Source organism: Amycolatopsis sp. MtRt-6, assembly GCF_017308975.1.
Taxonomy (GTDB): domain Bacteria; phylum Actinomycetota; class Actinomycetes; order Mycobacteriales; family Pseudonocardiaceae; genus Amycolatopsis.
This window is the reverse complement of record NZ_JADWPD010000002.1, coordinates 429,694-456,137: the sequence shown is the minus strand read 5'-3', so window position 1 is coordinate 456,137 and position 26,444 is coordinate 429,694. Positions and strand designations below refer to the sequence as shown.

The 26,444-nt window shown below is 72.0% G+C and carries 24 protein-coding genes; 2 read left to right on the top strand and 22 right to left on the bottom strand.

Annotation, left to right across the window (positions count from 1 at the left end; translation table 11 throughout):
• Window positions 1-87: 87 nt before the first annotated feature.
• The 9 genes from I4Q55_RS05680 to I4Q55_RS05640 all read right to left on the bottom strand — a co-directional run bounded on the left by I4Q55_RS05680 (window position 88) and on the right by I4Q55_RS05640 (window position 9,889).
• Complete coding sequence (locus tag I4Q55_RS05680; protein ID WP_206784925.1) at window positions 88-816, bottom strand: hypothetical protein; 729 nt, start codon at window positions 814-816, stop codon at window positions 88-90.
• Between the two features lie 90 nt (window positions 817-906).
• Window positions 907-1,137, bottom strand: a complete 231-nt coding sequence (locus I4Q55_RS05675; protein ID WP_206784924.1) for a DUF2188 domain-containing protein — start codon at window positions 1,135-1,137, stop codon at window positions 907-909.
• A 62-nt stretch (window positions 1,138-1,199) separates the two neighbouring features.
• Window positions 1,200-2,066: a 4-hydroxyphenyl-beta-ketoacyl-CoA hydrolase gene (gene couO, locus I4Q55_RS05670; protein WP_206784923.1), complete on the bottom strand. Its 867-nt coding sequence runs from the start codon at window positions 2,064-2,066 to the stop codon at window positions 1,200-1,202.
• Window positions 2,067-2,079: 13 nt separating this feature from the next.
• On the bottom strand, window positions 2,080-3,066 hold the full coding sequence (locus tag I4Q55_RS05665; protein WP_206784922.1) for a 3-hydroxyacyl-CoA dehydrogenase NAD-binding domain-containing protein: 987 nt from the start codon (window positions 3,064-3,066) through the stop codon (window positions 2,080-2,082).
• Entirely contained in the window at window positions 3,063-4,985 is a 1,923-nt protein-coding gene (locus I4Q55_RS05660; protein ID WP_206784921.1) for an acetoacetate--CoA ligase, read from the bottom strand. The genes I4Q55_RS05665 and I4Q55_RS05660 overlap by 4 nt, the downstream gene beginning before the upstream one ends.
• Window positions 4,982-5,758 carry a crotonase/enoyl-CoA hydratase family protein gene (locus I4Q55_RS05655; protein ID WP_206784920.1) on the bottom strand — a complete coding sequence of 259 codons (777 nt, stop codon included), beginning with the start codon at window positions 5,756-5,758 and terminating at the stop codon, window positions 4,982-4,984. Before I4Q55_RS05655 ends, I4Q55_RS05660 begins: the two co-directional genes overlap by 4 nt.
• On the bottom strand, window positions 5,755-7,281 hold the full coding sequence (locus I4Q55_RS05650; protein ID WP_206784919.1) for a long-chain fatty acid--CoA ligase: 1,527 nt from the start codon (window positions 7,279-7,281) through the stop codon (window positions 5,755-5,757). The genes I4Q55_RS05655 and I4Q55_RS05650 overlap by 4 nt, the downstream gene beginning before the upstream one ends.
• Window positions 7,282-7,292: 11 nt before the next feature.
• Window positions 7,293-8,396 carry an NAD(P)-dependent alcohol dehydrogenase gene (locus I4Q55_RS05645; RefSeq protein ID WP_206784918.1) on the bottom strand — a complete coding sequence of 368 codons (1,104 nt, stop codon included), beginning with the start codon at window positions 8,394-8,396 and terminating at the stop codon, window positions 7,293-7,295.
• 20 nt (window positions 8,397-8,416) lie between these two features.
• Window positions 8,417-9,889, bottom strand: coding sequence for an aldehyde dehydrogenase (locus tag I4Q55_RS05640; RefSeq protein ID WP_206784917.1), 1,473 nt, complete (start codon window positions 9,887-9,889; stop codon window positions 8,417-8,419).
• Window positions 9,890-10,249: 360 nt separating this feature from the next.
• Between I4Q55_RS05640 and I4Q55_RS05635 the strand changes: the two genes are divergently transcribed.
• Entirely contained in the window at window positions 10,250-10,675 is a 426-nt protein-coding gene (locus I4Q55_RS05635) for an STAS domain-containing protein (RefSeq protein WP_206784916.1), read from the top strand.
• A gap of 10 nt (window positions 10,676-10,685) precedes the next feature.
• Here the strand turns inward: I4Q55_RS05635 and I4Q55_RS05630 are convergent, their stop codons facing one another.
• Genes I4Q55_RS05630 through I4Q55_RS05615 form a run of 4 tightly spaced genes read right to left on the bottom strand, consistent with a single transcriptional unit; the run spans window position 10,686 to window position 13,039 of the window.
• On the bottom strand, window positions 10,686-11,012 hold the full coding sequence (locus I4Q55_RS05630; protein ID WP_206784915.1) for a hypothetical protein: 327 nt from the start codon (window positions 11,010-11,012) through the stop codon (window positions 10,686-10,688).
• Window positions 10,999-11,388 (bottom strand): PRC-barrel domain-containing protein, encoded by a 390-nt coding sequence (locus I4Q55_RS05625; protein ID WP_206784914.1) that lies wholly within the window; start codon window positions 11,386-11,388, stop codon window positions 10,999-11,001. The genes I4Q55_RS05630 and I4Q55_RS05625 overlap by 14 nt, the downstream gene beginning before the upstream one ends.
• On the bottom strand, window positions 11,385-12,617 hold the full coding sequence (locus I4Q55_RS05620) for an NRAMP family divalent metal transporter (protein ID WP_206784913.1): 1,233 nt from the start codon (window positions 12,615-12,617) through the stop codon (window positions 11,385-11,387). The genes I4Q55_RS05625 and I4Q55_RS05620 overlap by 4 nt, the downstream gene beginning before the upstream one ends.
• The gene (locus I4Q55_RS05615; protein ID WP_307793123.1) at window positions 12,614-13,039 is read right to left on the bottom strand and encodes a hypothetical protein; all 426 of its coding nucleotides are present in this window, start codon (window positions 13,037-13,039) and stop codon (window positions 12,614-12,616) included. Before I4Q55_RS05615 ends, I4Q55_RS05620 begins: the two co-directional genes overlap by 4 nt.
• Before the next feature lie 100 nt (window positions 13,040-13,139).
• Between I4Q55_RS05615 and I4Q55_RS05610 the strand changes: the two genes are divergently transcribed.
• Window positions 13,140-13,676, top strand: coding sequence for a phosphatase PAP2 family protein (locus tag I4Q55_RS05610; RefSeq protein WP_206784912.1), 537 nt, complete (start codon window positions 13,140-13,142; stop codon window positions 13,674-13,676).
• Here I4Q55_RS05610 and I4Q55_RS05605 read toward each other — a convergent pair.
• The 9 genes from I4Q55_RS05605 to I4Q55_RS05565 form a co-directional block, all read right to left on the bottom strand.
• Window positions 13,648-14,580: a sensor histidine kinase gene (locus I4Q55_RS05605; protein ID WP_206784911.1), complete on the bottom strand. Its 933-nt coding sequence runs from the start codon at window positions 14,578-14,580 to the stop codon at window positions 13,648-13,650. The two genes, I4Q55_RS05610 and I4Q55_RS05605, sit on opposite strands and share 29 nt — an antisense overlap.
• A 278-nt stretch (window positions 14,581-14,858) precedes the next feature.
• Window positions 14,859-15,731, bottom strand: coding sequence for a S1 family peptidase (locus I4Q55_RS05600; RefSeq protein WP_206784910.1), 873 nt, complete (start codon window positions 15,729-15,731; stop codon window positions 14,859-14,861).
• A gap of 127 nt (window positions 15,732-15,858) precedes the next feature.
• The gene (locus I4Q55_RS05595) at window positions 15,859-17,823 is read right to left on the bottom strand and encodes a family 43 glycosylhydrolase (RefSeq protein ID WP_206784909.1); all 1,965 of its coding nucleotides are present in this window, start codon (window positions 17,821-17,823) and stop codon (window positions 15,859-15,861) included.
• A 28-nt stretch (window positions 17,824-17,851) separates the two neighbouring features.
• Complete coding sequence (locus tag I4Q55_RS05590; protein ID WP_206784908.1) at window positions 17,852-19,213, bottom strand: glycoside hydrolase family 43 protein; 1,362 nt, start codon at window positions 19,211-19,213, stop codon at window positions 17,852-17,854.
• 26 nt (window positions 19,214-19,239) lie between these two features.
• Window positions 19,240-20,628 (bottom strand): endo-1,4-beta-xylanase, encoded by a 1,389-nt coding sequence (locus tag I4Q55_RS05585; protein WP_206784907.1) that lies wholly within the window; start codon window positions 20,626-20,628, stop codon window positions 19,240-19,242.
• A gap of 35 nt (window positions 20,629-20,663) precedes the next feature.
• Window positions 20,664-21,668: a cellulose binding domain-containing protein gene (locus I4Q55_RS05580; RefSeq protein ID WP_206784906.1), complete on the bottom strand. Its 1,005-nt coding sequence runs from the start codon at window positions 21,666-21,668 to the stop codon at window positions 20,664-20,666.
• 191 nt (window positions 21,669-21,859) lie between these two features.
• Window positions 21,860-22,606: a glycoside hydrolase gene (locus I4Q55_RS05575; RefSeq protein WP_242545313.1), complete on the bottom strand. Its 747-nt coding sequence runs from the start codon at window positions 22,604-22,606 to the stop codon at window positions 21,860-21,862.
• A gap of 154 nt (window positions 22,607-22,760) precedes the next feature.
• The gene (locus I4Q55_RS05570; protein WP_206784905.1) at window positions 22,761-23,846 is read right to left on the bottom strand and encodes a ricin-type beta-trefoil lectin domain protein; all 1,086 of its coding nucleotides are present in this window, start codon (window positions 23,844-23,846) and stop codon (window positions 22,761-22,763) included.
• Window positions 23,847-24,024: 178 nt separating this feature from the next.
• A complete protein-coding gene (locus I4Q55_RS05565; RefSeq protein WP_206784904.1) occupies window positions 24,025-26,379 on the bottom strand; it encodes a ricin-type beta-trefoil lectin domain protein in 2,355 nt (784 codons plus the stop codon).
• Window positions 26,380-26,444 lie beyond the last annotated feature (65 nt).

Below are 26,444 nucleotides of genomic sequence, written 5' to 3'. Positions count from 1 at the left end.
CCTCCGACGTCGCGAATGAGTCATTCGCGACGTCGGAAGCCCCCGTCGGCCGGACCGGGGTGGCCTGCGGACGCTGAGCGGGTCCGGTCAGGCGCCCGGGCCCGAGTACATCTCCGCGGCCGGCGGCTCCGAGACCGTCGTCGGCTTGTTCCAGTCGCTGAACTCCATCGCGCCGTTCTTCGGGTCCGCCATGCGCAGCAGGTAGTGGGGCTCGGCCGCCGCCACCGTGGCCGTGCCGTCGGTGCTCGAGAACGTCAGGGCCGGCGTGCCCGCGTGCGTGGCCGGCTCGCCGGGCTTGAACTTCGCCGTCGCCAGCTCGCCGAGCGTGCCCTGGGTGAACGACTTGTAGTCGAGGAACTCCTTGAACGCCTCCGCGATGCCCTGGCCGATCTTGGCCGTGGACGACACCCACTTGCCGGTGATCTGCTTGGCCGCCGACGCCGGGACGCCCGCCTGCTTCACCAGCGACTCGGTGAACTTGAAGAAGTACTTGTCGCCGATCCGGATCACCGGGATCTCGAGGCCGTCCTTGACCACCGTGCCGCTCGCGCTGTCCGCGTTGAGCTGCAGGTCCAGGTTGATGGTGCTGCCCTCCTGGGCCATCGTGCCCTTGACGCGCACCGCGGTCGCCTGCTTGGCGGCGTCCGCGACGGCGGTGCCCACCTTGGCGGCGTCGAGAGCCGGGGGAGCCGGCGTCGACGACGGCGCGGCCGTCGGGGTGCCGGCGGCGGCCGGGGCCGGCGTTTCGGTGCCGGCGCAGCCGACGAGGGCGAGGGAACCGGCCGTGAGGAGCGCGGCCAAGCGGAGTCGAGCCATGGATAGTCCGTTCGTGAAGGCCGGGGCGTCCCCGGACACGAATGGGCTATCGTCCGAACGGGTGAGTCGTTACACCCGATGTGTCCGGAATCATCGGCCCTGGTCCGAGCGCCGGGCGCGGGGCCGGTAGTCACGCTCGGTCTCGACTTCGCCTTCCGGCGTGTGGACGAAGTGCCCGACCCGGCGCTTCCGGGCGATCTGCCGCCCCGCCAGGACGGCGTCGACGCGGCGGGGGGAGGTGTTGGACGCCCGGCGGCCGCCTTCGACGCGGTTCTTCCACAGTCCGTCTTCGTAATAGGTGTGCACGTCACCCTCCGCCACGACTCCGCCTCCCATCGTGAGACCCGAAGGGATGCGGATGCCCGGGGACGTAGCGGACAAACTCACGCCAGTCCGAGTACTTCGATGGCGTTCTCCTTGAGGATCAGCGGCCGCACCTCGTCCTTGAGCTCCAGTTCGGCGAAGTCGGCGAGCCAGCGGTCCGGGGTGATCACCGGGAAGTCGGACCCGAACAGCACTTTCCGCTTCAGCAGCGTGTTGGCCGCGCGGACCAGCTGCGGCGGGAAGTACTTCGGCGACCAGCCCGACAGGTCGATGTACACGTTCGCCTTGTGCGTCGCGACCGAGATCGCCTCGTCCTGCCACGGCACCGAAGGGTGCGCCAGGATCACCGTCAGGTCCGGGAAATCGGCGGCGACGTCGTCGAGCAGCATCGGGTTCGAGTAGCGCAGCTTGATGCCGTGCCCACCCGGCAGGCCGGCGCCGATGCCGGTCTGCCCGGTGTGGAACAGCGCCGGCACGCCCAGCTCCGCGATCGCTTCGTAGAGCGGGTAGTACCGGACGTCGTTGGGCTCGAACGCCTGCAGGCTCGGGTGGAACTTGAAGCCGCGCACCCCGTGCTCGCCGGCCAGGCGCCGCGCGCGCAGCACGGCGGCCTTGCCCGCGTGCGGGTCGACCGAGCCGAACGGGATGAGCACGTCCGCGTGCTCGGCGGCCGCGTCGGCGATCTCCTCACTCGACAGCGCGGGGTGCCCGGTCGCGGCCGGCGCGTCGACTGTGAAGACGACGGCGGCCATGTTCCGGGCCCGGTAGTGCTCGGCGATCGCGGTCACCGTCGGCGTGCGGTCCTGCCCGGCGCGGAAGTACTTCTCCGACGCGTCCAGCAGTTCCTGGTCGAGGGCGAAACAGCCGTGGCCGTCCTGTTCGACGTGGGTGTGGACGTCGATGGCGGTCAGGGAGGAAAGGTCCACGAAGAGCTCCAGGTCAGGGCAGGTCGGGCTGCGCGGCCTTGGCGGCCAGCAGGTGGTCGAGGACGGCGTCGCGGGCGGCGACGAGCCGGTCGGGGTCGGTGCCGGCCAGCTCGGCGTCGACGCCGGCGACGAGGCGTTCGGCGAGTTCCGGCGTCAGGTGGACGCGGCCGAGGTCGCGCCACCACTCCTCGGTCGGCGGGCCCAGGTGGCGCAGGATGTGCGCGAGGCCGCCCGCGCCGCCGGAGAGGTGCTGGTTGACGAACGGGCCGAGCACGGCCCAGCGCAGGCCGGGCCCGTGGGCGATGGCGGCGTCGATGTCGGCGACCGTCGCGACACCGCGTTCCACCAGCGAATACGCCTCCTGCCACAGGGCGGCCTGCAGCCGGTTCGCGACGTGGCCGGGCACCTCCCGGGTCAGCCGGATCGGCCGCTTGCCCGCCGCGGTGTAGAACGCGACCGCGCGGTCGACGACCTCGGGCGCGGTGGCGGCGCCCGGGACGACCTCCACGAGCGGGATCACGTGCGGCGGGTTGAACGGGTGCCCGACGATCACGCGCTCGGGGTGCTTCGGGCAGCCCCGCGCGATGACGCTCGGCAGCAGCCCCGAGGAGCTGCTCGCCAGGATCACGTCCGGCCGCGCGGCCTCGTCGAGCACGGCGAACAGGCGGTGCTTGACGTCTTCGCGCTCGGGTCCGTTCTCCTGCACGAAATCCGCCTCCGCCGCGGCGGCGCCGGCTTCGGTGGCGAAGCTCAGCCGGTCCTGGGACGCGCCTTCGGCGAGGCCGAGCCGGATCAGCGTGGGCCAGTGCGCGGCGACGGCGGCGCGCAGCCGGTCTTCGGCGCCGGGCGCCGGGTCGGTGGCGACGACGTCGAAGCCGCGGGCGAGGAAGTGCGCGGCCCAGCCGGCCCCGATCACGCCGGTCCCGACGATCGCCACGGTGGTGATCGGGCCGGGCTTCGCCGCGCGACCGGCCGGGGACGAGGTGATCCGGACGGTCATGCCCGCTCCCCGAGGAAGGCGTCGAGCGCCGCCGGATCGGCCAGCACGTCCCGGCCGACGACGTCGTCGGCCGGCGCGCCGCGGAGCAGTTTCTTCACCGGCAGCTCCAGTTTCTTCCCGGTGCGGTTGCGGGGGATCGCCGGGACGGCGGTGATCGCGTCCGGCACGTGCCGCGGCGACAACGCGGTCCGCAACGCCGAGGCGATCTTGCCGCGCAAGGAGTCGTCGAGCGAGAAACCGTTGCGCAGCGCCACGAACAGCCGGAGGTCGCCGTTGCCGCCCGCCGGGTCTTCGAGGTGCACGACGAGGGAGTCCTCGATCTCCGGCAGTTCCTCGACGACGGCGTAGAACTCGGCGGTGCCCAGCCGGACGCCGCCGCGGTTGAGGGTGGCGTCCGAGCGGCCGGCGATGACGCAGCCGCCCTCGGGCGAGAACCGGATCCAGTCGCCGTGCCGCCAGATCCCGGGGTAGGTCGAGAAGTACGTCTCGCGGTAGCGCTCGCCCGAGTCGTCGCCCCAGAACCCCACCGGCATCGACGGCATCGGGGCGGTGATCACCAGCTCGCCCAGTTCGCCGACGACCCGGGCGCCGTGTTCGTCGAACGCCTGGGCGTCGACGCCGAGGCAGGGGCCGGAGATCTCGCCCGCCACGACCGGCTGCAGCGGGCCGCCCTGGACGATGCCGCTGCACACGTCCGTGCCGCCGCTGCCGACGTTGAGCAGGACGCCCGGGAACTTCTCGTGCACCCAGTGGAAGCCTTCGGCGGGCAGCGGGCTGCCGGCCGCGCCGAGCTGCCGCAGCGCGGAGAGGTCGTGCTCGGCGGCCGGGTCGAGGCCCGCTTTCCGGCACGCCATCAGGAATCCCGGGCTCGCGCCCATCAGCGTCGCCCGCGTTTCCGCGGCCAGCCGCCACTGCCAGGCCAGGTCCGGGTGCAGCGGGTTGCCGTCGACCAGCACGATCGACGCGCCGGTGAGCAGCCCCGACACCAGCGCGTTCCACATCATCCAGGCGGTGGTGGAGAACCACAGGATCCGGTCGCCCGCGCGCAGGTCCCAGCTGAGGCCGTGGTTCTTGAGGTGCTCCAGCAGGATCCCGCCGTGGCCGTGCACGATCGCCTTCGGCTTGCCGGTGGTGCCGGAGGAGAACAGCACGCACAGCGGGTGCGCGAAGGCGACCGGCTCGAACCCCGGCTTGCTTTCGGTGAGCAGGTCGTCCCACGTGAGCGTGCCGGGCAGGTCGTGGCCGCCGTAGGGCACGTGCACGACGTGCTCGGCGGTGGGCAGGCCCGCGCGGATCTCGGCGACCTCGGCGCGGCGGTCGACGTCCTTGGTGCCGTAGCGGTAGCCGGACACGGTCAGCAGCACCCGCGGCTCGATCTGGCCGAAGCGGTCGACGACCGACCGGGCGCCGAACTCCGGGGCGCAGGAGGCCCAGATCGCGCCCAGGCTCGCGACCGCGAGGTAGGCGACCACGGCTTCCGGGATATTCGGCAGGTAGGCCACGACACGGTCGCCGCGGCCGACGCCGAGCCGGGCCAGTCCCGCGCGGGCGCGCGCGACCTGGTCGCGCAGCTGCCCCCAGGTCAGCTCGGTGCGCTCCCGCGTCTGCGAGTAGGCGATGACCGCGGCCGCGTCGTCGGGCCCGTGGCCGAGGGCGTGCTCGGCGTAGTTGAGGGTCGCGCCCGGGAACCACTCGGTGCCCGGCATCCGGCGGTCGGGCACCACCGCGGTGGCCGGGGTGTGCAGGCGGACGCCGAAGAAGTCCACGATCGAGGACCAGAAGCCGTCGAGGTCGGTCACCGACCACCGGTGCAGCTCCGCATACCCGTCGAAGAAGTACCCGCGGGCTTCGAGCCACCGCAGGTACCGGCCGATCTCGGTGGTCTCGCGGACGTCGGGCGCGACCGGGCGCAGGATCATCGGCCGACCTTCCCGGCCCGCTTTTCGAGGAACGCCTGCATGCGTTCCTTCGCCTCGGCGCTCCCGCCGGCCACCGCGGCCATCAGCGCCTCCATCAGGTAGCCCTCGGCCGGGTTGGCCTCCGCGATCCGGGGCAGGGCCTGCAGGACGGCGAAGTTCGTGATCGGCGAGTTCGAGGCGATCTTGCGGGCTAGGCCGATCGCGTGCTCCAGGCCGTTGTCTACGCGGTAGTGCGACAGCCCGGCGGCGTGGCCCTCGTCGGCGTCGAGCACCCGGCCGGTGAGCATCATGTCGGCCATCCGGTGCGCGCCGATCAGCCGCGGCACCCGCACCGACGCGCCGCCGCCGACGAACAGCCCGCGCTGCCCCTCCGGCAGCGCGTAGAACGCCGACGGCTCGGCGACGCGGATGTGCGCGGCGGCCGCCAGTTCCAGGCCGCCGCCGACGACCGCGCCCTTGAGCACGGCGACCACCGGGACCCGCCCGCGTTCGAGCCGCTCGAAGGCGCGGTGCCACATCATCGAGTGCTCCAGGCCCTCGAACGCGTCGCGCTCGGTGAGCTCGGACAGGTCGAGCCCGGCGGAGAAGTGGTCGCCGACGGCGTCGAGCACGACGGCCTTGACGCCCGGCGGCGGGCTGCCGAAGAACGACTCGATGCCGAGCACGGTCGCGTCGTCGAGGGCGTTGCGCTTTTCGGGACGGGCCAGCCACAGCACGGCGATGTCGTCCCGCAGCTCCAGGCGCAGCGAAGGGGGCAGCAGAGGCGTGGTCATGCGGGTCCGTTCGTGAAGGTTTCGGCGGCCAGCGTGCGCAGGTCGACGCGGCGGATCTTGCCGGTGGCGTTGCGGGGCAAGGTGTCGGTGAACAGCACGTGCTTGGGGATCTTGTAGCGCGCCAAGTGCTGTTCGAGGTGGGCGCGGAACTGTGGTTCGTCCAGCTGTGCCCCGGGCCGGAGCACGACGAAGGCCGCGCCGGCTTCGCCCCAGCGCTCGTCGGGCACGCCGACGACGGCGCAGGCGTCGACTTCGTCGAGCCGGACGGCGACCGCTTCGATCTCGGCCGGGTACACGTTTTCCCCGCCGGAGATGATCATGTCCTTGACCCGGTCGACGACGTGCGCCCAGCCGTCGTCGTCGACGCGGACGACGTCCCCGGTGCGGAACCAGCCGTCGTCGACGAAACTCGCCTTCGATTCCTCGGGCCGGTTCCAGTACCCGTCGAAGACGTGCGGGCCGCGCACGAGCAGCTCGGCCGGGGTCCCGTCGAGCGGCTGCGGGGTGAGGCCGGGGCCGAGCGCGGCGACGTCGGTGAAGAAGTGCGGCACGCCGGCGGCGACCGGGTGGTCGAGCGTGCCCTCGTGGGTGGCCATCGAGACGCCCGGGGCGGCTTCGGTCATGCCGTAGCCCTGCAGGAGCTTCACGCCGCGGTCGAGCCACGCCTGCGCGACGCGTTCGGCCACCGGCGAGCCGCCGTAGAGCACGCAGGTCAGCGAGCTCAGGTCCGTGCTGTCCCAGGCCTCGTGCCGCCACATCATCTCGAGCATGGTGGGGACCGCCGAGAAGCTCGTGATCCCGGCTTCGCCGATCCGGGCGAGGATGGTGCCCGGGTCGAACTTGGCCACCGGCTCGACGCTGCCGCCCTTGAACAGCGTCGGCAGCGTGATCTGGCCCAGCCCGACGCAGTGGAACAGCGGCGCGATGCACAGCGCCTTGTCGGTGCCCAGGACGTCGAGGTGGGCGAGCTGGTTGACGGTGTTCCAGGTGAGGTTGCCGTGGGTGAGGACCGCCGCCTTCGGCCGTCCGGTGGTGCCGGAGGTGTAGAGCAGCAGGCACGGGTCCTCCAGCCGGACCGGGGTGTCCGGCGCCGGCCCGGCCTCGGCGATCTCCGCTTCGAAGTCCCCCTCGGTCGCGATGACGGCGCCGTCCGGCAGCGCACCGGCCGTCGCCACCAGGGCGGCGGTGTCCGCGCTGTGCACGAGGACCGACGCGCCGCTGTCGTCGAGCATGTACCGGATCTCGGTGGGGGAGAGCCGGTAGTTGAGCGGGACGAAGATCGCGCCGCAGCGGGCGGTGGCGAAGAGCGTCTCGAACACCGTGATGGCGTTGACACCCAGGTAGGCCACGCGGTCGCCCGGCCGCACGCCGCGCCGGGTCAGCGCGCCGGCGAGTCTTTCCACCCGCTCGGCGAGCCCGGCGTAGGTGAGCGATCGGCCGTGTTCGACCAGCGCGGTGCGGTCCGGGGAGATCCGGGCGCGCCGCGCGGGCCAGCTGCCCAGGCCGAAATCGGGCCGGTTCACGGTTTCCTCCTTCACCAGCGGAGCACCGGCTTGATCGTCGTGCCGGCGAGCATGTCGTCCACTGCCTGCTGAATCTGCCCGAACTCGTAGTGCGTGACCAGCTTTTCCAGCGGGAACCGGCCCGCGGCGACCAGCTCGGCCAGGGTCGGCACCAGCGCTTGCGTGTCCGCGTCACCCATGGTCAGGCCGACGACGTGCCGTCCGGGCAGCAGGAAGTTGACGTCCACGCCCACCTCGGTGCCGAACGCGGGCGCGCCGACGACGACCGCGGTCCCGCGGGCGGCCAGCGCGCCGATCGCCGTGCCCAGGACGCCGGCGTTGCCGGTGGTCTCGACGACGCCGTCGACACCGCGGCCGCCGGTCAGCTTCCCGACCGCCTCGGCGAGGTCCTCGCCGCTGGTGTCGATCGTGTCGGTGGCGCCGAGTTCGCGGGCCAACGCCAACCGTCCTGCCACGCGGTCGACGGCGATGATCCGGGTCGCCGGGGTCAGCCGGGCGGCCATCACCGCGGACAGGCCGACCGCGCCCGCGCCGGTGACCAGCAGCGTGGCGCCCGGTCGCGGCGCGAGGACGTTCCAGACGGCGCCGGCGCCGGTCATGATGCCGCAGCCGAGCGGGGCGAGCAGGTCCAGCGGCGCGTCGGCGGCGACCTTGACGACGCTGCGTTCGTCGGCGACGGCGTGCCCGGCGAAGCTGGACTGGCCGAAGAAGTGCCCGCCGATCGGGGTGCCGTCGCGGGAGATCGGGGTGGTGCCGTCCGGGCGTTGCCCGCCGAGCAGGTTGGCGGGCAGCCACGTCTCGCAGTAGGCGGGGTGGCCGTCGCGGCAGTTCGCGCAGCGGCCGCAGGAGGTGTAGCTGAGCAGGACCCGGTCGCCGGTCCGCACCCGGGTGACCGCCGAGCCGGTCTCTTCGACGATCCCGGCGCCTTCGTGGCCGAGCACGCCGGGCAGCGGGAACGGCAGGGCGCCGGCGGCGACGCCGAGGTCGGTGTGGCAGACGCCGGTGGCGACGATCCGGACCCGGACCTCGTCCGGGCGAAGCTCGTCGAGGGCCACTTCACCGAGGGTGAACCCGGCTCCGGCGGACTCCACGACGGCCGCGGTGGTGGTGGGCATGGGGCTTCTCCTGGGTGGGCTCAGGCGAGGGAGATGACGACGGACTTCGTGCGCGTGTAGGCGTCGAGCGATTCGGGGCCGTATTCGCGGCCGAAGCCGGAGTCCTTGACGCCACCGAAGGGGATCGCGGGGTCGAGCATCGCCCAGTCGTTGACCCAGACGATCCCGGCCTGCAGCCGCGCGGCGACGCGGTGCGCGCGGGCGAGGTTCGTCGTCTGCAGCCCGGCCGCGAGGCCGTAGGGCGTGCTGTTGGCGAGCGCGACCGCTTCGTCTTCGGACGTGAAGCGCTGCACGGTCAGGACGGGCCCGAAGATCTCTTCCCGGATCACGCGGGAGTCCGCCGGCAGGTCCGCGATCACGGTGGGCTGGAAGAAGAACCCGCCCTCGATGTCCGGCCGGCCGCCGCCGGTGACGATCCGGCCGCCGTCGGCGCGGGCCTGCTCGACGTACTGCTCCACCTTCGCCCGGTGCCGTTCGCCCGCCATCGGGCCGACCACGGTCGCGGGGTCGAACGGGTCGCCGACCGGCACGTGCGGCACGGCTTCGGCGAGCGCGCCCAGGACCGTGTCGTACAGCGCGTCGGCGACGAGCAGCCGGGGCCCGCCCATGCAGAACTGGCCGGTGTTGAACACGAACGCCTTGATCGCCGTGGCGACCGCCTGCTCGACGTCGGCGTCCTCGAACACGATGTGCGCCGCGTTGCCGCCCAGCTCCAGGGTGACCGGCTTGAGGTGCTCGCCGGCCACGCTCGCCGCGTGCCGGCCCACCGCGGTCGAGCCGGTGAACGCGATCTTGTCCACGCCGGGATGGCTCAGCAGGGCTTCGCCGATCTCCGAGCCGAAGCCGGTGACGACGTTGAGCACGCCGTCGGGCACGCCGGCCTCGGCGAGCAGCTCGGCCATCAGCAGCGCGCTGAGCGAGGTGTCCTCGGCCGGCTTGTGCACCACGGCGTTCCCGGCGGCCAGCGCGGGCGCGATCTTCGAGGTGGACAGGATCAGCGGGAAGTTGAACGGCGTGATCGCGGCGACCACGCCGAGCGGTTCGCGGCGGGTGTAGGCGTGCGAGGGGATGGGGATCTGCCGCGTCGCGCCGTCCACGCCCTGCGCGAGAGCCGAGTAGTACTCGTACTGCTCGGCGACGGTCTCGACGTCGACCGCCCGGCACAGCGAGATCGGCTTGCCGACGTCGGCGCTCTCGAGGGCGGCGATCTCGTCGGCGCGGGCCCGCACCAGGTCCGCGACCCGGTGCAGCACCCGGGCCCGCTCCCGGCCCGGCGTCGCGGCCCAGCCGTCGAACGCCTGCCGGGCCGCGGCCACCGCGGCGTCGACGTCGGCGGCGCTCGCGCGCGCGAGGGAGGTGAGGGTGCGGCCGGTGGCCGGGTCCACGGCGTCGAAGCGGCCGTCGGTCTCGGCCCACCGGCCGCCGATGAACAGCCGGCCCGGTGCGACGTCCGGGCGTGGCCGGGTGCCCGGACGCTCCTCCACTGCGGTCATCGGCCGACTCCTCACTGAGCGACGGTATATCAGGAACCCTGAGATAATTCCAGGATGCGGCGAGGCGCCCGTCCGTGTCAAGAGGCCGCGGCGGTGCGCCCGCTGCGGCCGGGGTCCGATGTGGACGGAAGCGGGCGATTCACCCGGATGGGTGGTTTGAGTCGCGTGCGTGCGGGCCGCGTGCGGAGGTGCCGGGTTCGGCCGTTGGCGGGGTTGCGCCGTTCGGATCAAGGACTACGCTGCGAAGTGCGGTTCAGCAGCACCCGTCCCCCGACTTGCCAGCGACCCCCTGCCAGCGACCGAGCGGGCCGGTCGACAACGGCCCGCTCGTCACGTCATCTGCGAATGAGGCGTGGAAGAATGTTAGTCGTCCAGCCCCCCGCGACGGCGATCCCCGTAGCGCCGTCGAAGCGCGAAGAGCGCAGTGCGTTCGACATCCAGGTCATCCGCCCGTACTTCGGCGCGGTCATGGTCCGCATCCGCGGCGCGCTCGACGCGGACAGCGCGCCCCAGGTGCGGTCGGCGCTGAGCACGTGGGCGCACCGCAGGTTCCCGGTCCTGGTGCTCGACCTGTCCGGGGTGGACTTCCTCGACGGAGCCGGCCTCGCCGCGCTGGGCGGCATCCAGGCCAGGGTGGTCCGCGAGAACGCGACGTTGCGCATCGTGACGGGCGACAACCGGGTGGTGCGCCGGGCGTTGTCGGCCAGCGGGCTCGACCACGCGCTCAACGTCAGCCGCCTGCCCTCGGGCTGGGAACGCGCGACGGAGATCCCCGGCCAGAGCTGACACCGTCCGCTCAGAGCTGGTCGAGCGGATCCAGCTCGGCGAACGGCCGCCGCACGAGCACCTGCCGTCCCGACGCGTCCAGGTCTTCCCAGGCGACGTATCGGCTGTGGCGGTGCAGCCGGCGGATCAGCGCCACCAGCGGCGCCGGCCCGCGCTGGTCGTGGCGCTGGTACCCGAACAACCGCACCCGCGTGCGGCCCACGATCACCCCGCGCACCACCAGCTCCGGCATCCCGTCCGCGTTCGGGACCACCTCCGCGCGGATCTCGCGGACCGCGCCGAGGTCGCGGCCCGTCGCGTCGCGGACCGGGCGGCCGATCAGCTCACCGGCTCGCACGGCCCGCTCCCGGGATGCGGCCGATGACGCGGCGGCGCAGCCAGTCCTCCGACGGGCTGTCCGTGGCCTGGGCGACCGCCGTCGTCACGACGATCGTCGGTTCGAGGCGGCGGATCGCGGTCAGCGGGATGCGCTGCGGGGCCCGGGCGCGGAAGCCGCGGCCGATCCGGCGCAGGAGGCCGCCGATCGGGCCGCCGAGGCGGTCGGCGAGGGCCTCCGGGCCCACCAGCAGCGCGTCGACGACGTACGTGCCGCCCTCCGCGCGGAGCTCGAGGTCGTCCACCTTGCCGACGACCGTGCCGTCCTCGCCGGTGATCTGCCGGTCGAGCAGGGAGTCGCCGAGGTCGATGCGGCCGAGGTCGGTCCACGGGTTCATTGGCCTGCTCCGGTGAAGATCATCAGGGGGATCGCCGCCAGCGCCGCGATGGCGATGACGACGAGCATGACCATGCCGACGATGTTGCTGAAGTGGCCGTTGGCGTGCTCCCCGAGGTACTCGCGGTCGTTGGCGACGATGAGCACCGGCAGGTAGGTCAGCGGCAGCGCCACCGCGGAGAAGATCAGCGAGATCTCGGTCAGGCCGACCGGGTCGATGCCCGTCTGCACCACCAGCACCGCGATCAGCAGGCCGGCGCCGACGGTCAGGTGGAAGCGGGCGGCGTTGCGCGGCGCGCGGCGCTTGCCCCAGTCCCAGCCGAAGTACTGCGCCAGCATGTACCCCGACGACAGCCCGGTCTCCAGTGCCGCGCCGAAGGTGGCGGCGAAGATGCCGATCAGCACGATCACCAGCCCGGCCGTGCCCAGCGCCAGCGTCACCGGCAGCACGATCTGGCTGACCTGGCCGACGTCGACCCCGGCCGGGAACAGCACCGTCGCGGCGCACGCCATCACGGCGATCGCGAGCAGGCCGCCGAGCGGGAAGCCCAGCAGCACGTTGGCGCGCTGCACGGGCAGGTCCTTGACCTTCCAGCCCTCCTCGACCCCGCCGGAGGAGAAGAAGAACACCTCGTACGGCGTCATCGCCGACGCGAACAGGGCGACCGCGTGGTAGGCGTAGGTCGGCAGCGCCTGGTCGGGCGGTGGGCCCAGGCCGGCGATCTGCGCCCCGAGCGACGACCAGTCGGGGTGCAGGAAGAACACCGCGACGGCGAACACCCCGATCGCGAGCCCGCCGAGGCCGAAGCCGGTTTCCATCCGCTCGAAGCCGACCCGCCAGACCACCAGCCAGATGAGCACGCCGATCGGCAGCACCCAGACGAGCCGGTCGACCCCGGAGGCCAGCTCGATGACGATCGCGACGCCGCCGATCTCCGCGCACACGGTCAGCAGCGTGATGAGGAACGACCCGGTGAGGTTGAGCAGCGCCATCCGCGGGCCGAGGCGCTCGCGGATCAGGTCGAACACCGGGCGCCCGGACACCGCCACGATGCGCCCGGACATGTCGGCGTAGACGCAGATCCCGAGCACGCCGAGCACGGTCACCCAGACCATCGCCATCCCGTAGCGGGCGCCGACGACGCCGCTTTCGACGAGGTCGCCGATGTCGACGAAGCCGCCGACCGCGGTGAGGATGCCGAGGGTGACGGCGAGGAGCTTCTTGCTCACGACGTCACGCCCCAGCGGGCGAGCTCGCCGATCAGGCCCTGCAGTTCGGCGTCGATCTCGTCGAGCCCTTCGTCGGTGCCGTCGCCGAGGCCGTCGTCGAGCCGGTGGGCCACCGCGACCGCGCGGTCGGTGATCGACGCCAGTGCCGCGCGGGCGCGGTCGTCGGTCAGCTCGCCGACGTCCTTGCCCGCGGCGCCGAGCTCGTCGGCGGCGTCGCGGACGGTGACAGACAGGCTGGGCACCGGCGGCACCGCGTCGCGGTCGGCGGTCACCACCAGGCGCAGGAGCTCGAGCTGTCCCCGGATCTCCCGCCCGGCGTGCACGGTCTCGGCCCGCGGGTCGGTGCCGCAGCCCGCCGCCAGTGCCGCGACCGCGACGACCGCGGCCACCGCGCGGAGCGGGGCTCGCCGCAGCGCAATCACAAGACGGGTGTACCCGCTCGTCGCGCGGACAAACGGCGGGATGCTCCACCGTGGACGGATCGGGTGGTTGAACCGGTGCGAGGACGGGCAGTTGGGGGCCATGCCGAGCGAAGAACTTTTTCGTGCGGAGGACGGACCGGACGACAACGACCTTCCGGTCAGCCGGCCGGCGTGGCCGGTCACGGCGCTCAGCGCGGTGGCCCAGGGCGGCCTGCTCTGGGTGCTGGTGGCCGGCGTGCTGGCGTGGCGCCCGGGCGGCCGGCGCCGGGCGGCGGGCCGCGGGCTCGTGGCGGGCGCGGCCGGCATGGCGTCCGGTCACCTGGTGAAGGCCCTGGTGCGCCGCCCGCGGCCGCCGGCGCGGAACCTGCCGGCCCACCGCGCGCTGCTGGAAAAGCCGAAGTCCACGGCGTTCCCCTCCACGCACGCCACCACGGCGGCCGCGTTCACGGTCGCCGTCGCGCTCACCGAGCCCCCGGCGGGCGCCGCGATCGCGCCGCTGGCGGCGGCGGTGTGCTACAGCAGGCTCCGGACGCGGGCGCACTGGCCGACCGACGTGTACGGCGGCGTCGCGCTGGGCGCCGTCGTGGGCGGCCTCGTGCACCGCCGGCTCAGGCGCGGAAGTACGCCCGGAAGGTGACGCCGTCGTCGTCGGTGTGCAGGCGGACGAGGTCGGCGAGGTGGTTGACCAGCAGGAGCCCGCGGCCGCGCGGCTGGTAGGGGCTGGCGGGGTGGCGCCCGGCGAGCGGATCGGTGAGCCGGCCGCCGTCGTGGACCTCGCAGACGAACTCGCCGTCGCTGCCCCAGAACCGGACGGTGCCCGACCCGCTGCCGTGTTCGACGCTGTTGGACAGCAGCTCGGTGACGACCACCTCGACGTCGGCGACCTGGTCTTCGCTCAGCCCGCAGGCGGCCGCGCGGACGTGGGCCAGCGCCCGGGCCGCGGCGAGGTCGGTGGTGTCGGCCAGTTCGAACGCGCCGTCCGGCACGGGCAGCGGCTGGTTGTACCGGCCGACGACGCCCGCGGGGTCGTAGGCGGTGCTGGGGCGCCGTCCGGTGCCGTCGACGAGGACCGGGTGCGTGGCTTCGGCGTCGGCGAGGACGTCCGGGGCGAGCGTCTCGACGTCGTAGGGGCAGAGGATCGTCCCGGCCCGGCCGGCGAAGGCGAGGTTGATGAGGGCTTCGTGCTGGGCGCAGGCCGGGTATTCGACGGCCGAGCGCGCGGCCCAGATGGGTTCGCCGATGATCCGCACCGGCCGGCCGGGGTGGCTGTCGGCGAAGGCGCGCAGCACGCCGGGGATGATCCGCCCGGGGTTGCGCCCGGCCTCGGTCATGTCCAGCAGCCGGACCCGCGCGGCGTCGGCACCGAGTTCCCGCCGCAGCAGCGCGAGGTTGTCCCCGGGGACGGCGACCGCGACGGGCTCGTCCGCGGCGAGGCCGCCCCACACGAACGGCACGGTGCCGGCCAGGTATTCGGCGGCACCGCGGTAGAACAACGCCGGGTGCCCGAACGCGCCGGTATCCGTCTCCGCGGTTGCGCTCAAGCCGCCTCTCCTTCCGCCGGGACGTCACCAGTATGCGGCAACGCCTCCTCGAACGGGCGACCCCCGGTAACTGGGCGCTACAGTGCCTCGCGGCGACGGCCGGGCGGGCTGCTCACCGGCGCGCCGGCTTTGCCGGGTTTCGGCTCGGGGAAGGCGGGATGCGTCGATGCCCGCGTCATGAAGCGGCCCTGGACCACGCGGACGTGAGCCCCGAGGACCGGCTCGCGGCCGGCGCCAAGCGATCCCCAGCGCCGGCCACGCGGTGCCGGATATCCCGGTCAGCCTCCGATGCGGGCGCCGACCGCGGCCAGTGCCGTGGTCACCGGCTGGAAGAACGTCACTCCGCCCGTGCGGCAGTTGCCGCTGCCGCCCGAGGTGAGGCCGATTGCGCTGTCGCCCGCGAACAGGGAACCGCCGCTGTCGCCCGGCTCTGCGCACACCGTCGTCTGGATCAGGCCCGTCACGCGCCCTTCCGGGTAGTTCACCGTCGCGTTCAGGGCCGTTACCCGGCCGCTGCGCAGGCCCGTCGTGCTGCCCATGCGGGACACCTGCTGGCCGACCTGGGCCGCCGCCGCGCGGGTGATCGCCACCGTGCGGCCGCCGCCCGTGTCGACGGCGCTGGGGGCGTTGGTCGCCGGGTTGTTGTACGTCAGCAGGGCGAAGTCGCCGTTGCCCGGGAACGTCGACTGCCTGACCGTCGCCACCGGGCGGCCGCCCTGCGTCGTCGACCACTGGCGGCCCGCGGCGGTGCAGTGGCCCGCGGTGAGGATGGCGGGACCGCTGTTCGTGGTCACGTTGAACCCGAGGGAGCAGCGGGCGCCGCCGGCGAAGATCGCGTCGCCGCCTTCGGCGAAGAGGCTGAGCACGCCGGGGGTCCGCTCGACGCGGACCTGCCGGCCGCGCGTGGCCGCCATCAGGCTGTCCCACTTGGCGCCCCGCACGGTGCTGTCGGCGGTGACGACCGTTTCCCCGGTCCGCTCGTCGACCGCCCACGCGGTACCGGTGATGGCCCGGGCCGCTGCCTGTGAAGCAGCGTCGCCGCCGGCCGCGTTCGCCTGGGGGAGGGCGATGGCCGCGGTGCCGGCGGCCAGCACGGCGGCCGCCGCGGCCAGGATCTTGCCTCGGCTGATCTTCCTGTGTCGGGAGCGCATGGCGGGGTGACCTCCGTAGCCGTTGACCCACTTCCTGTAGTGGTGCACGGCTCAGCGCGGTGGCCGGTTCACCCGAATCGGGAGCAACCGGGCCCGGCCTGCAGCCGGGCCCGGCGAGCGTCCCAGATCAGGGCGTGGTCAGGTCGAACCGCTGGAGGGTGACCGAGCCGCCGAGCGCCTGGGTGGCGTGGTTGAAGACGGCGAAGCGGTAGCCCATGAAGAACTGCCAGGCGTTGTTGAGCGTGAACGCCGGGCCCAGCGGGGTGAAGTTCACCCCGTCGGTGCTGTAGGAGAACCGGGCCTGCCGTCCGGTGCCGGGGCGGATGTCGGCGTTGGCGCGCAGCCAGACCCGGCTGCCGGACAGGGCCGCGCTCGCCACCTCCGTTCCGGTGCCGGTGGTGTTCCAGCTGCTGTTCATGGTCAGGCCGTTGACCATGACGATCCGGTTGCGGCCGCCTTCCCGTTTGACCCCGATGTACGCCGACGAGTCGCGCAGCATCGCCAGGCCCGTTCGGTCGCCGTCGCGCATCGACGTCAGGTCGAGCGTGGCGGTGCCCGTGGAGGTCGGGCCCTGGATCCGGCGGGTCAGGGTGTTGCGGGCCGCGTACAGGTCGTTGGTGACCGTGGCCGTCGAGAGCTTGACGCCGTTGGCGACGGAGAACTTGGTCGTGTCCGGGTTGTGGTTCCACTCCCACTGCGGTTTCAGGGCCGGGCCCGGGAAGGTGTCGGTGCCGGTCATCGGCTCGACCTGCCGGGGTGGTGGCGGCAGGTTCGGCTTCGGGTACGTGACGCCCCAGCGGCCGTTGACCGTCTGCAGCCGCGGCCAGCCGTCGGCCGTCCAGCTGATCGGGGCGAGCGCGGGGACGCGGCCGCCGGGGTAGGCGTCGACGAAGGACATGTAGTACCAGTCGCCGTTCTGCGTCTGCACCAGCCCGCCCTGGTGCGGGACGCCGCCGCCTTGGATCGGGCCCGGCAGGTCCAGCAGCAGCTGCTGCACGGTGTAGGGCCCCCAGGGGTTGCTCGCCTTGAGGATGTACTGGCCGTTGGCCGGGCGCGTCACGAAGATGTAGTAGCTGCCGTTCCGCTTGTAGAACCGCGCTCCTTCGAGCGTGCCGATGTTCGACGGCGTCTGGAAGACCTGCTGCGAGCGGACTTCGGTCTTCCCGTCCTTGGACAGCTGGGCGACGCTGAGGGTGGTGTTGCCGTAGGCGACGTACATCGTGTCGTCGTCGTCCACGAGCATCCCGGCGTCGTAGTAGCACTTGTCGATCGTGGTGTGCTTCGACCAGGTGCCGTCCACGGCGGTGGCGGTGTAGATGTGGGTCTTGGCGAAGTCGATGCAGCCACCCCAGTAGAAGGTGTTGTTGCTGGCGCGGTGGCTGAGGAACGACGCCCAGATGCCGCGCACGTACCCGCGCCCGCCGTTGAGGTCGTACTTCGCGCCGAAGTCCAGCTTGGGCACCGAGTGGCCGGCGAACTCCCAGTTCACCAGGTCGTAGGAGCGCAGGATCGGCGCGCCGGGGGAGTAGTGCATCGTCGAGGCGGAGTAGTAGTAGGCGTTGCCGACCCGGATGATGTCGATGTCGGCGAAGTCCTGCCACAGCACCGGGTTCGTGAAGGTGTCCGCCGGGGCGGGGGTGGTCGTGGTGGTCGGCGTGGTCGTCGGCGTGGGATCCACGTCGCCGGTGCACAGGGTGCCGTTGAGCCGGAAGGACGCCGGAACCGGGTTGGCGGAGGTGAACGAGCCGTTGAAGCCGAACTCCGCCTTGCCACCGGTGGGGATGGTGGCGTTGTGGGCGACGTTCGTCGCGTTCACCTGGGTGCCGGCCTGGGTGATCGCCGCGTTCCAGTGCTGGCCCACCTGCTGGCCGGCGGCGAACGACCAGCCCAGCGTCCACCCGCTGACGGCGTCACCGAGGTTGGTGACCGACACGGACGCGCCGAAGCCGCCCTGCCATTCGGAGGTCTTCGTGTAGGTGACCGAGCACCCGGCCGCGGCGTGCGCGGCCGGGGTCGCCACCAGGACTGCGCCGGCGAGGCCGGTCGCGGCGAGCAGGGCCGAGACGGCGGCCCGGGTTCGTCGGCGTGACACGGGTGTCCTTTCGGGTCGGTGGGGGAGCTCAGGCGGCGAACTGCCACCAGTTCACGTTGAACAGGTAGCCGCTGCCACCGGCGAAGCGCAGGACGACGTCCTGGGTGCCGGTCACGCCGCTCACCGGGCAGGAGACCGACGTCCACGTCTGCCAGCCGCCGGTGCCGGGCACGGTGCAGCGGCCCACCACGGTGCCGGTGGCGCTGCCCAGCCGGACCTCGATCGTGCCGCCTGAGCCGGCGGAGGCGACGCGGGCGGTGAACGACTTCGCGCCCGCGCCGAAGGCGACGTTGCGGACCTTGACGGTGTCGCCGTTCTCGATCCACCCGATGTTCATGCCGCCCTCGGAGGCCGGCTCGGTCTCGATCCCGGTGCCCCAGGCGATGGTTTCCGCTTCCTGCCGGGTGTAGGGGTTGAGCGTGTCGGCCGGCGGCGGGCCGCCGGTGGTCATGTTCATCGTGGGGATGCTGCCGTCGGCGTTGTAGGCGAACTTCTCCACCGCCACCGAGCGGGTGAAACCGCCGCCGCCCGGCAGGGCGCCGTTGTGATAGAAGAAGTACGAGCTGCCCTTGTAGTCGATGATCCCGGGGTGGTTGGTGAAGCTGCTGCCCTGCGTGGGCATGACCGTGCCGCGGTAGGTCCACGGGCCGGTCGGGCCGGGCGCGGTGGAGTAGCCGATGAACTCCGAGCAGCACTTGGCCGCGAACACGTTGTAGTACGTGCCGTTGCGCTTGTAGACCCAGGGCCCTTCTTCGTACAGCGTCGGCCGGTTGCCGCCGTTGGGCCGGGTGCCGAACCCCGCCGTGGTGAGCGGGATCTGGGTGACGCCGCCCGAGTACGACGTCATGTCGGCGTTGAGCCGGACGTACCACAGGTTCGGGTTGCCCCAGTACAGGTACGCCTGCCCGTTGTCGTCGATGAACACCGTGGGATCGATCTCGCCGTTCTCGACGAGCGGGCGGCCGATCGCGTCCCGGAACGGCCCGGTGGGGCTGTCCGCGACGCCGACCCCGATGGCCATCCGGCCGGTCGCGCGGTTGACCACCGGGACGTACCAGTAGAACTTGCCGTTGCGTTCGACGGCCTGCCCGGCCCACGCGTCCTGTTTGGCCCAGCTGAACGTCGCCAGGCTCATCGGCGAGCCGTGGTCGGTCCAGTTGACCATGTCCGCGGACGACCAGACCCGCCAGTCCTTCATGGTGAAGTAGGTCGAGCCGTCCTCGTCGTGCCCGGTGTAGAGGTAGACGCGGCCGTTGTGCACGAGCGGGGCCGGGTCGGCGGTGTAGATGTGCTGCACGATCGGGTTGTCGGCGTGCGCGGTGCCGGGCAGGAGTGCCGTGGCGCAGAGGGCCGCGGTCAGCCAGGCGAGCAGGCGCCTTCGGTGGGGCACGGTGGTCTCCGTTCGTCGGAAGGGGATCAGCTCGCTGCGCAGGTCGCCGACATGCCTTGGGCGCTGCCGGTGCCCTGGAAGCCGAACTCGGTCGACTGCCCGGCCGCGACGTTGCCGTTGTAGGAGACGTTCGACCAGGTGACGCTGCCGGTGGTGCCGCTGTTGGTGGCGCTCCAGGCGTTGGTCACGGCCGCACCGCCCGGCAGGCCCGTCGTCACCCGCCAGCCGCTGAGGGCGGTGCCGCCCGCGGTGACCTTCACCGTGGCCACGAAGCCGCCGTTCCACGAGTTCAGCGACACCGAAGCGGTGCAGCCGCCCGGGTTCGGCGTGGTGGGAGTCGTGGGCGTGGTCGGGGTGGTCGGCGTCGTGGGCGTGGTCGGCGTCGTCGGGGTGGTGGTCGTGGAGGGGGTGGCGGCGTTCAGTGCGTCGAGAACGCTGTTGTAGGCGGCCTTCTTGTTTCCGTTGCCGTCGAACAGGAGCGGGTTCTCCCCGGTGCGCCACGAGTCGGTGTCGCGGATGCCCCAGACGGTGATGCCGGCGCAGCGGGCGACGGCCAGGCAGGCGCGAGTCACCGCGGCGTAGGCGTTGGCCTGGTTGGCGCCGGCGATGTCCAGCTCGGTGATCTGGACTTCGACGCCGAGGTCGGCGAACCGCTGCAGGTTGGCCTGGTAGTCGCCGGGAGCCGAGTTGGTGAGGTGGGACTGGATGCCGACGCAGTCGATCGGGACGCCGCGGGCCTTGAAGTCGCGGATCATGTTGTAGATGCCGGTGCTCTTGGCGTTGATGCCGTCGGTGTTGTAGTCGTTGTAGCAGAGCTTCGCGGCCGGGTCGGCGGCCCGCGCGGCGCGGAACGCCGCTTCGATCCAGTCGTTGCCGGTGCGCTGCAGATTGGAGTCGCGGCGGCCGCCGCTGCCACCGTCGGCGAACGCCTCGTTGACGACGTCCCAGGCGTAGATCTTGCCCTTGTAGTGGGTGGCGACCTGGGTGACGTGGTTCATCATGGCCTGGCGCAGGTCGGAGCCTTCCATGCGCTGCGCCCAGCCCGGTTCCTGCTGGTGCCACAGCAGCGCGTGCCCGCGCACCCGCTTGCCGTTGCTCACCGCCTGGTTGAGGATCTGGTCGCCGCGGCCGTAGCTGAACTGCCCGCGGTTGGGTTCGGTGGCGTCCCACTTCATCTCGTTCTCGGCCGTGACCATGTTGAACTCACGGTTGAGGATGTTGACGTAGGTCGAGTCGCCGAGCTTGCCCGCCGAGACTGCGGTGCCGAAGTACCGGCCCGTCTGGGCCGCCGCGGCGCCGAGCGTCGAGGCCGCGCCGGCGGCGGACGTGGCGAGCACCAGCGAGACCCCGAGCGACGTCGCCAGGAAGGCCGAAGCCAGTGCCGCGCGGGAGAAGGACCGCGATGTCGTCTTCATGTGCACACCTTCATTCGTGGATACGGGTGCCCGCGTCACGGGCTGGTGCAGGTGGCCGCGCCGACGCTCGCCGCGCCGGGACCGGACACGAGGAAGCCGAAGGTCGTCGAGGCGCCGGCGCCGAGCGCGCCGTTGTAGGCGGCGTTCTTCACGGTCACCGGGCTGGTGCCGCTCACCGTGCCGTCCCAGATCTGGCCGACGCTCTGGCCACCGGCCAGTGCGAACCGCACGGTCCAGCCGTCGAGCGCCGCGGTGCCGGTGTTCGCGACGGTCACTTCGCCCTGGAAGCCGCCGTTCCAGCTGCCGACGACCCGCGGGGTCGCGGTGCACGGGCCGTCGCCCGGCTGCGGCTCGCCGCCGATGCTGCCCGGCACCGCCTTGAGCGCGTTGTACCAGGTGGTGGCCATCTTGCTGTAGCCGGTCGCGTTGGGGTGGATGCCGTCGGGCAGGTCCGCGATCGGGACCGCGGGGTACATGTCGACCAGGTGCACGCGCTTGCCGGCCGCGGCCTTGGCCCGCATGTCGGGCGCGATGGCCGCGTTGAAGGTGCGGACCGTCTGGTCGGCGAACCGGATCGGGATGATGGTGGCGACGAAGACGTCGGTGCCCGGCAGCTGGTTCGTGATCTTGTCGACCAGTGCCGACAGCCGCCGCGGCGCCCCGGCCGGGTCACTGCCGTACATGTCGTTGGTGCCGATGTGGAGCAGGATCGTGCGCGGGCGGTACGTGTTCAGCCAGCCGGTCACGGATCCGTCGATCTGGGCGATGGTCCAGCCCGGGTGGCCTTCGTGGTTGCGGTCGGGCATGCTCGACGGCCCGTCGGCCAGCGAGCCGACGAAGTCGACCGAGCGCCCGTCGGCCCGCAGCTTCGCGCCGAGGTCGAGGCGGTAGCCGCCGATCGACCCGCCCTGGGTGATCGAATCGCCCAGCGGCATGATCGGCACCGGGGCGGCGGCGGTCTCCGCGGCGGCGGCCGCCGGCACCGCGCCGAGTGCGGCGCAGGCCGTCAGCACGACGGCGGCGATCTTCGCGAGTTTCATCGGGAATCCTTCGTGTGCCGCGGGCCGGGGAGGGTATTCCGCGCCGTATTCCGCTCGGTGAGCCAGCGTATCCGGGCACCGGCACCTCTGACCACGGCTTCCCTGTAAGTTACATTTCGCCCGCCGCCCGAAACTTTCGACGGTAAAAGTTCCGGACGGCGGAATCCTTTGTGGACGGAACAGTTCCCGCGCTAGTTGACGCTCGCGGAGAACGAGTTGACCGCGAGGCCGACGCCGCCGCTCCACGGCTCGAAACCGGCCTGGATGCTCGTGAGGTACCAGGAGCGGTCGACGCGGGTGCGGTTGTCGACGTCGTTGACGAAGTCCATGACGTTGAACGACCAGCCCGAGATGGTGGGCTGGGCCACGTAGGACACCACGTCGTTGCCGCCGTTGTTGCCCTGCCACACTTCCCAGCTCCGGCCGCCGATGCTGGTGGTGCCGACCCGGCCACCGATCGGCTGGATGTTCCCCGTGCGGGTGAACCAGATCATGATCTCCATCTGGTTGACCCCGTTGGTCTTCGGCGTCGGGTCCAGCCAGATGTCGTATGAGGCGTTGAAGACGCCACTGGTGTAGGTGTAGGAGATCGACGACGGCGCGCTGCCGATCCGGCTGAGCTGCCGCGGCAGGTTCGTGCCGGGGGAGCAGTTCGTGTAGTGGCACCCGATGTAGACCGCCGGGTACGACAACGGTGCCCCGCCGCTGGTGGACCCCTGCTGCGTCTGGATCCGGAACCCGCTGCCGGTGACGTTGATGCACTGCTGCGCGCTGCTGCCCCACCGGTTGTTCATGACGACGTACCGGCCGCCGATGGTGGTCGAGCCGTACTGGTCGCAGATCAGCGTGTCCGCGTGCGCGGCCGGTGCGACGGCGACCGGGGCCGCGAGACCGGCCGCGGCGAGCAGCGCCGCGGACAGGGCGTTCCTCAGCTTCATGGTTTCCTCCACGTCGTTGTGGCATTTTCTGGGAGCGCTCTCAACCGGAATCGCTTTCGATGTAACCACAGCGGGCGGCCGGAGCAAAGAGGGTGGCCGTGATCGATTTTCCGAATGCGTTCCCGTGGCCCGGGCACAATGGGGAACGAGCCGGTCAGCCGGCCGCTCGCAGCGTCCACTTCTGGTTCGCCTGCCCGTGGCAGGTCCACAGGATCAGCCGGGTGCCGGCGGTGGTGCCCTGCCCGGTCGCGTCGAGGCACCGGCCGGACTGCACGCCGGTGATCGTCCCGTCGGCGTTGACGTTCCACTGCTGGTTGGCCTGGCCGGAGCAGGTCCAGATGATCACCGGCGTCCCGTCGGCCGTGCCCTGGCCCGACGCGTCCAGGCACTTGTTCCCCGCGGTCGTCAGCTGCCTGCCGGTGCGCGTCCACGGCGCTCCGGCACAGTCGGCCAGCTGCACCGGGGTGCCGTCGGCGGCGGAAGGGACGTCGGCGCACCGGCCCGACTGCACACCGACGAGCTGTGTTGTCGAGGACTGTCCCGGGGTGCCGATGCTGCCCGGAACCGACTGCAGCGCGGCGTACCACTTCGCGGCCATCTTGTCGTAGCCCGTGGCCGTGGGGTGGACGCCGTCGATCAGGTCGGCGGTGGTCAGTGCGGCGTGCATGTCCACCAGGTGCACGTGCTTGCCGGCGTTCCGCTTGCTCTGCACCATTCCGGGGATCGTGGCGTTGAAGGCGCGCCCGGCGGCTTCCTGGCCGCTGTTGGCCAGCGGGATGATCGTCGCGACGAACACCTCGGCGTCCGGTGCGGTCGCGGTGATGCGGTCGACCAGGGCCGACAGGCGGGCGGGGGCGCCCGCGACGTCGTGGTTCTGCAGGACGTCGTTGGTGCCGATGTGCAACAGGACCGTGTGCGGGGTGCTGGTGCGCAGCCAGGAGACGATGTTCGCGTCGATCTGGTCGATGCGCCAGCCCGGGTGCCCCTCGTGGTCGCGATCGCCGAGGGTGGCGGGGCCGTTGGCCTGCGAGCCGGTGAAGTCCACCTGGTACCCGCCCGCCGTGACCCGCTGCCAGAGCCCGATCCGGTACCCGCCGGGCACCTGCGTGCCTTCGGTGATGGAGTCGCCCAGCGGCATGACCCGGACCCCGCCGTTCGAATCGGCGGTGGCGGTGCCCGGCAGGACGGCGCCGGCCAGGACCGCCGCGGCCGCGGCGAGCCACCTGAGCCGTGTTCGCATCTCGTCTCCTCGCTGGTCGGCCGTCACACGCCGGTGATGGTCCACTGGTTGTTCGTGCTGCCGTTGGGTGCCACTGCTGGCTGGTGGCGCCGGTCCACCCCAATGTGGCCTTCGGTGCGTTCAACGCACCCAATGTGGCCTTCGGTGCGTTCAACGCACCCAATGTGGCCTTGGGGCGCTAGCCGAGAGTCCACTTCTGGTTGTTCGCGCCGGTGCAGGTGGCCAGCTGGATCAGGGTGCCGTTCGTGGTCGCGGAGCCGGTGACGTCGAGGCACAGCCCGGACTGGACACCGGTGATCGTGCCGTTCGCGTTGACCTGCCACCGCTGGTTGCCCTGGCCGTTGCAGTTCCAGGTCACGATCCGGGTGCCCGGGGTGGTGCCCTGGCCGGAGGCGTCCAGGCAGCGGGTGCTGTCGCGGCTGTAGACGGTCAGCTCACCCGCGGTGGTCCGGGCCCAGGCCTGGTTGGTGCCGCCGTGGCAGTCCCAGATCTGCACCTGGGCGCCGGGGGTGGTGCTGGCCCCGCTGACGTCCAGGCACTTCCCGAGCGCGCGGACCGGGCCCGCGGCCGGGCCGCTCCCGCCGGTGCCCGCGGCGGCGATGACCTGCCGCGCTTCCGGCGGCCAGTTCGTGCCGCTGACCTGGACGTTCCCGGTGAGGACGTTGTTGTGCGGCGGCCCGGTGGCCACCTGGGTCGCGCCACCGTTGTACCAGTTGCCGCGGAACGTGTTGTCGTTGGTGTTGTTGCTGCCGTTGGCGTTGGTGAAGGCCCAGACCCCGGCGTCCTGGATGACGTTCGCCGACACCGTCACGTAGCGGGAGCCTTCGTCCAGGTACAGGCCGACCGTGCGGTTGTTGTCGAAGATGTGGTTGTGGTCGATCGAGCTGCCGGGGTTGGCGGAGAGGTTGTAGATGCTGCCGCCGTCGTGCATCAGCTTCTTCGTGCCGTGCACCCGGTTGTAGCTGACGACCGTGTCCCGCAGCGTGGTCGGCGTGCTGTAGACGGGCTGGTAGTCGTACAGGCCGCGGTTGCGGTAGTCCTGGCTGCCGCCCTGGTCGTTGGCGCCCCAGCCCCAGCCGACGTCGATGCCGTCGTAGGTGAGTTCGGAGACGTCGTTGTGCGTGATGACGGTGTGCGTCGCGTAGGTCGAGAGGATGCCGGCCATTTCCTTGTAGTCCAACGCGACCCGGCGCACGGTGTTGTACGAGATGGTGACGTCCCGGTTCGTCATCGCGGGGTTCGACGGGTGGTGGGCGTCCGGGCGCACGCCGCCGACGATGACGCCGCCGCCGGAGACCTCGGTGAACGTGTTGTGGTCCACGGTGATCGACGACGCGCCGAGGCCGATGCCGGAGCCGTGGGCGTTCGCGTCGTTGCCGATGCCGAGCGCGACCTGGCCGAGCCGGGTGAAGGTGTTGCCGCTGAAGGTGATCCCGGTGGCGGCCGAGACCTGGACGGCGGCGGGGGCCTGCGCCCAGCTGTTGCGGGCGCCCTCGAACTGGCGGCAGCCCGACTGGCAGGAGGTCAGGAAGTCGCCCGGCATCGGGGCCGCGGCCGGGAGGAACGTGCCGGTCTGCTGGTTCGCGTAGCCGACCGACGTGCTGGGCGTGAGCCAGGTGGTGTGCTCGAAGCTCAGGCCCTTGAAGGTCAGGCCGCGCACCGGGTTGTCGTAGCTGCCGCTGATCTGCAGCAGCGACGTCAGCCGCGGGAGCTCGACGGCGTGGCTGCCGGGCACCCAGCCGCTCGGTGCCTTGTAGTACAGCTTCCCGGCCTGCGGGTCGAGGTACCACTGGCCGGTGGTCTTGAGGAACGAGTAGGAGTTCTGCAGGAACATCCGGCCGCCGCCGAACGGCTTGGCCAGGGTGTCGTAGCCCCAGTTGTTGTTGTTCCACGCGGGTTGCTGCATGACGATCGAGTTCCCGCTGATGCGCTCGACGGGGGAGTACCGGTCGGTGAAGGAGTTCTGGCTCTCCACCTCGATCCGGTTCTGCTGCGGCAGCGTGGCGAGGTAGTTCAGCGCCGGGTTGGTGATGGTCATCCCGGTGGTGGTGAACTGGACGTCGGTGCGGGCCAGCGGGATCGACGCGCGCGGGGCGAGCGCGCCGTCGACGAACAGCTGGCGGGAGTCGGCACCCGGCGGCACGGACGCCACCCAGATGTTCTGGCCCGCGTCCTGCACCGCCCAGCCGGTGACCGGGCTGCCGCCGGAGAGGACCGGCGTCTGGCCGGGCGCGGCCTGCCAGGTGACGGTGTGGCCGTTCTGCCCGGAGTCGGCGTTGGTGAACTTCAGCGGGGCCGGCAGCCGGTACGTGCCGCCGGCCAGCTGCACGACGACGTCGTTGGCCGCCGACTGGGCGCGGGCCAGCTCCTGGGCCTTCGCCGGGGTGGCGACCGGCTGCTCGGGCGTGCCGGGGTTGGCGTCGCTGCCGTTCGGCGCCACGGCGATGGTGACGGTCGCGGCGTGGGCGGGTGGCGTGGCGAGCGCGGTCACCACGAGGGCGGTGACGAGCGCGGCAACGGTGCGCGACAGCATGGCGGGGACCTCTCCGGAGACGGGGCGGCGGTCAGCTGCGCCAGACCGTCCACTGTGTACTGAAA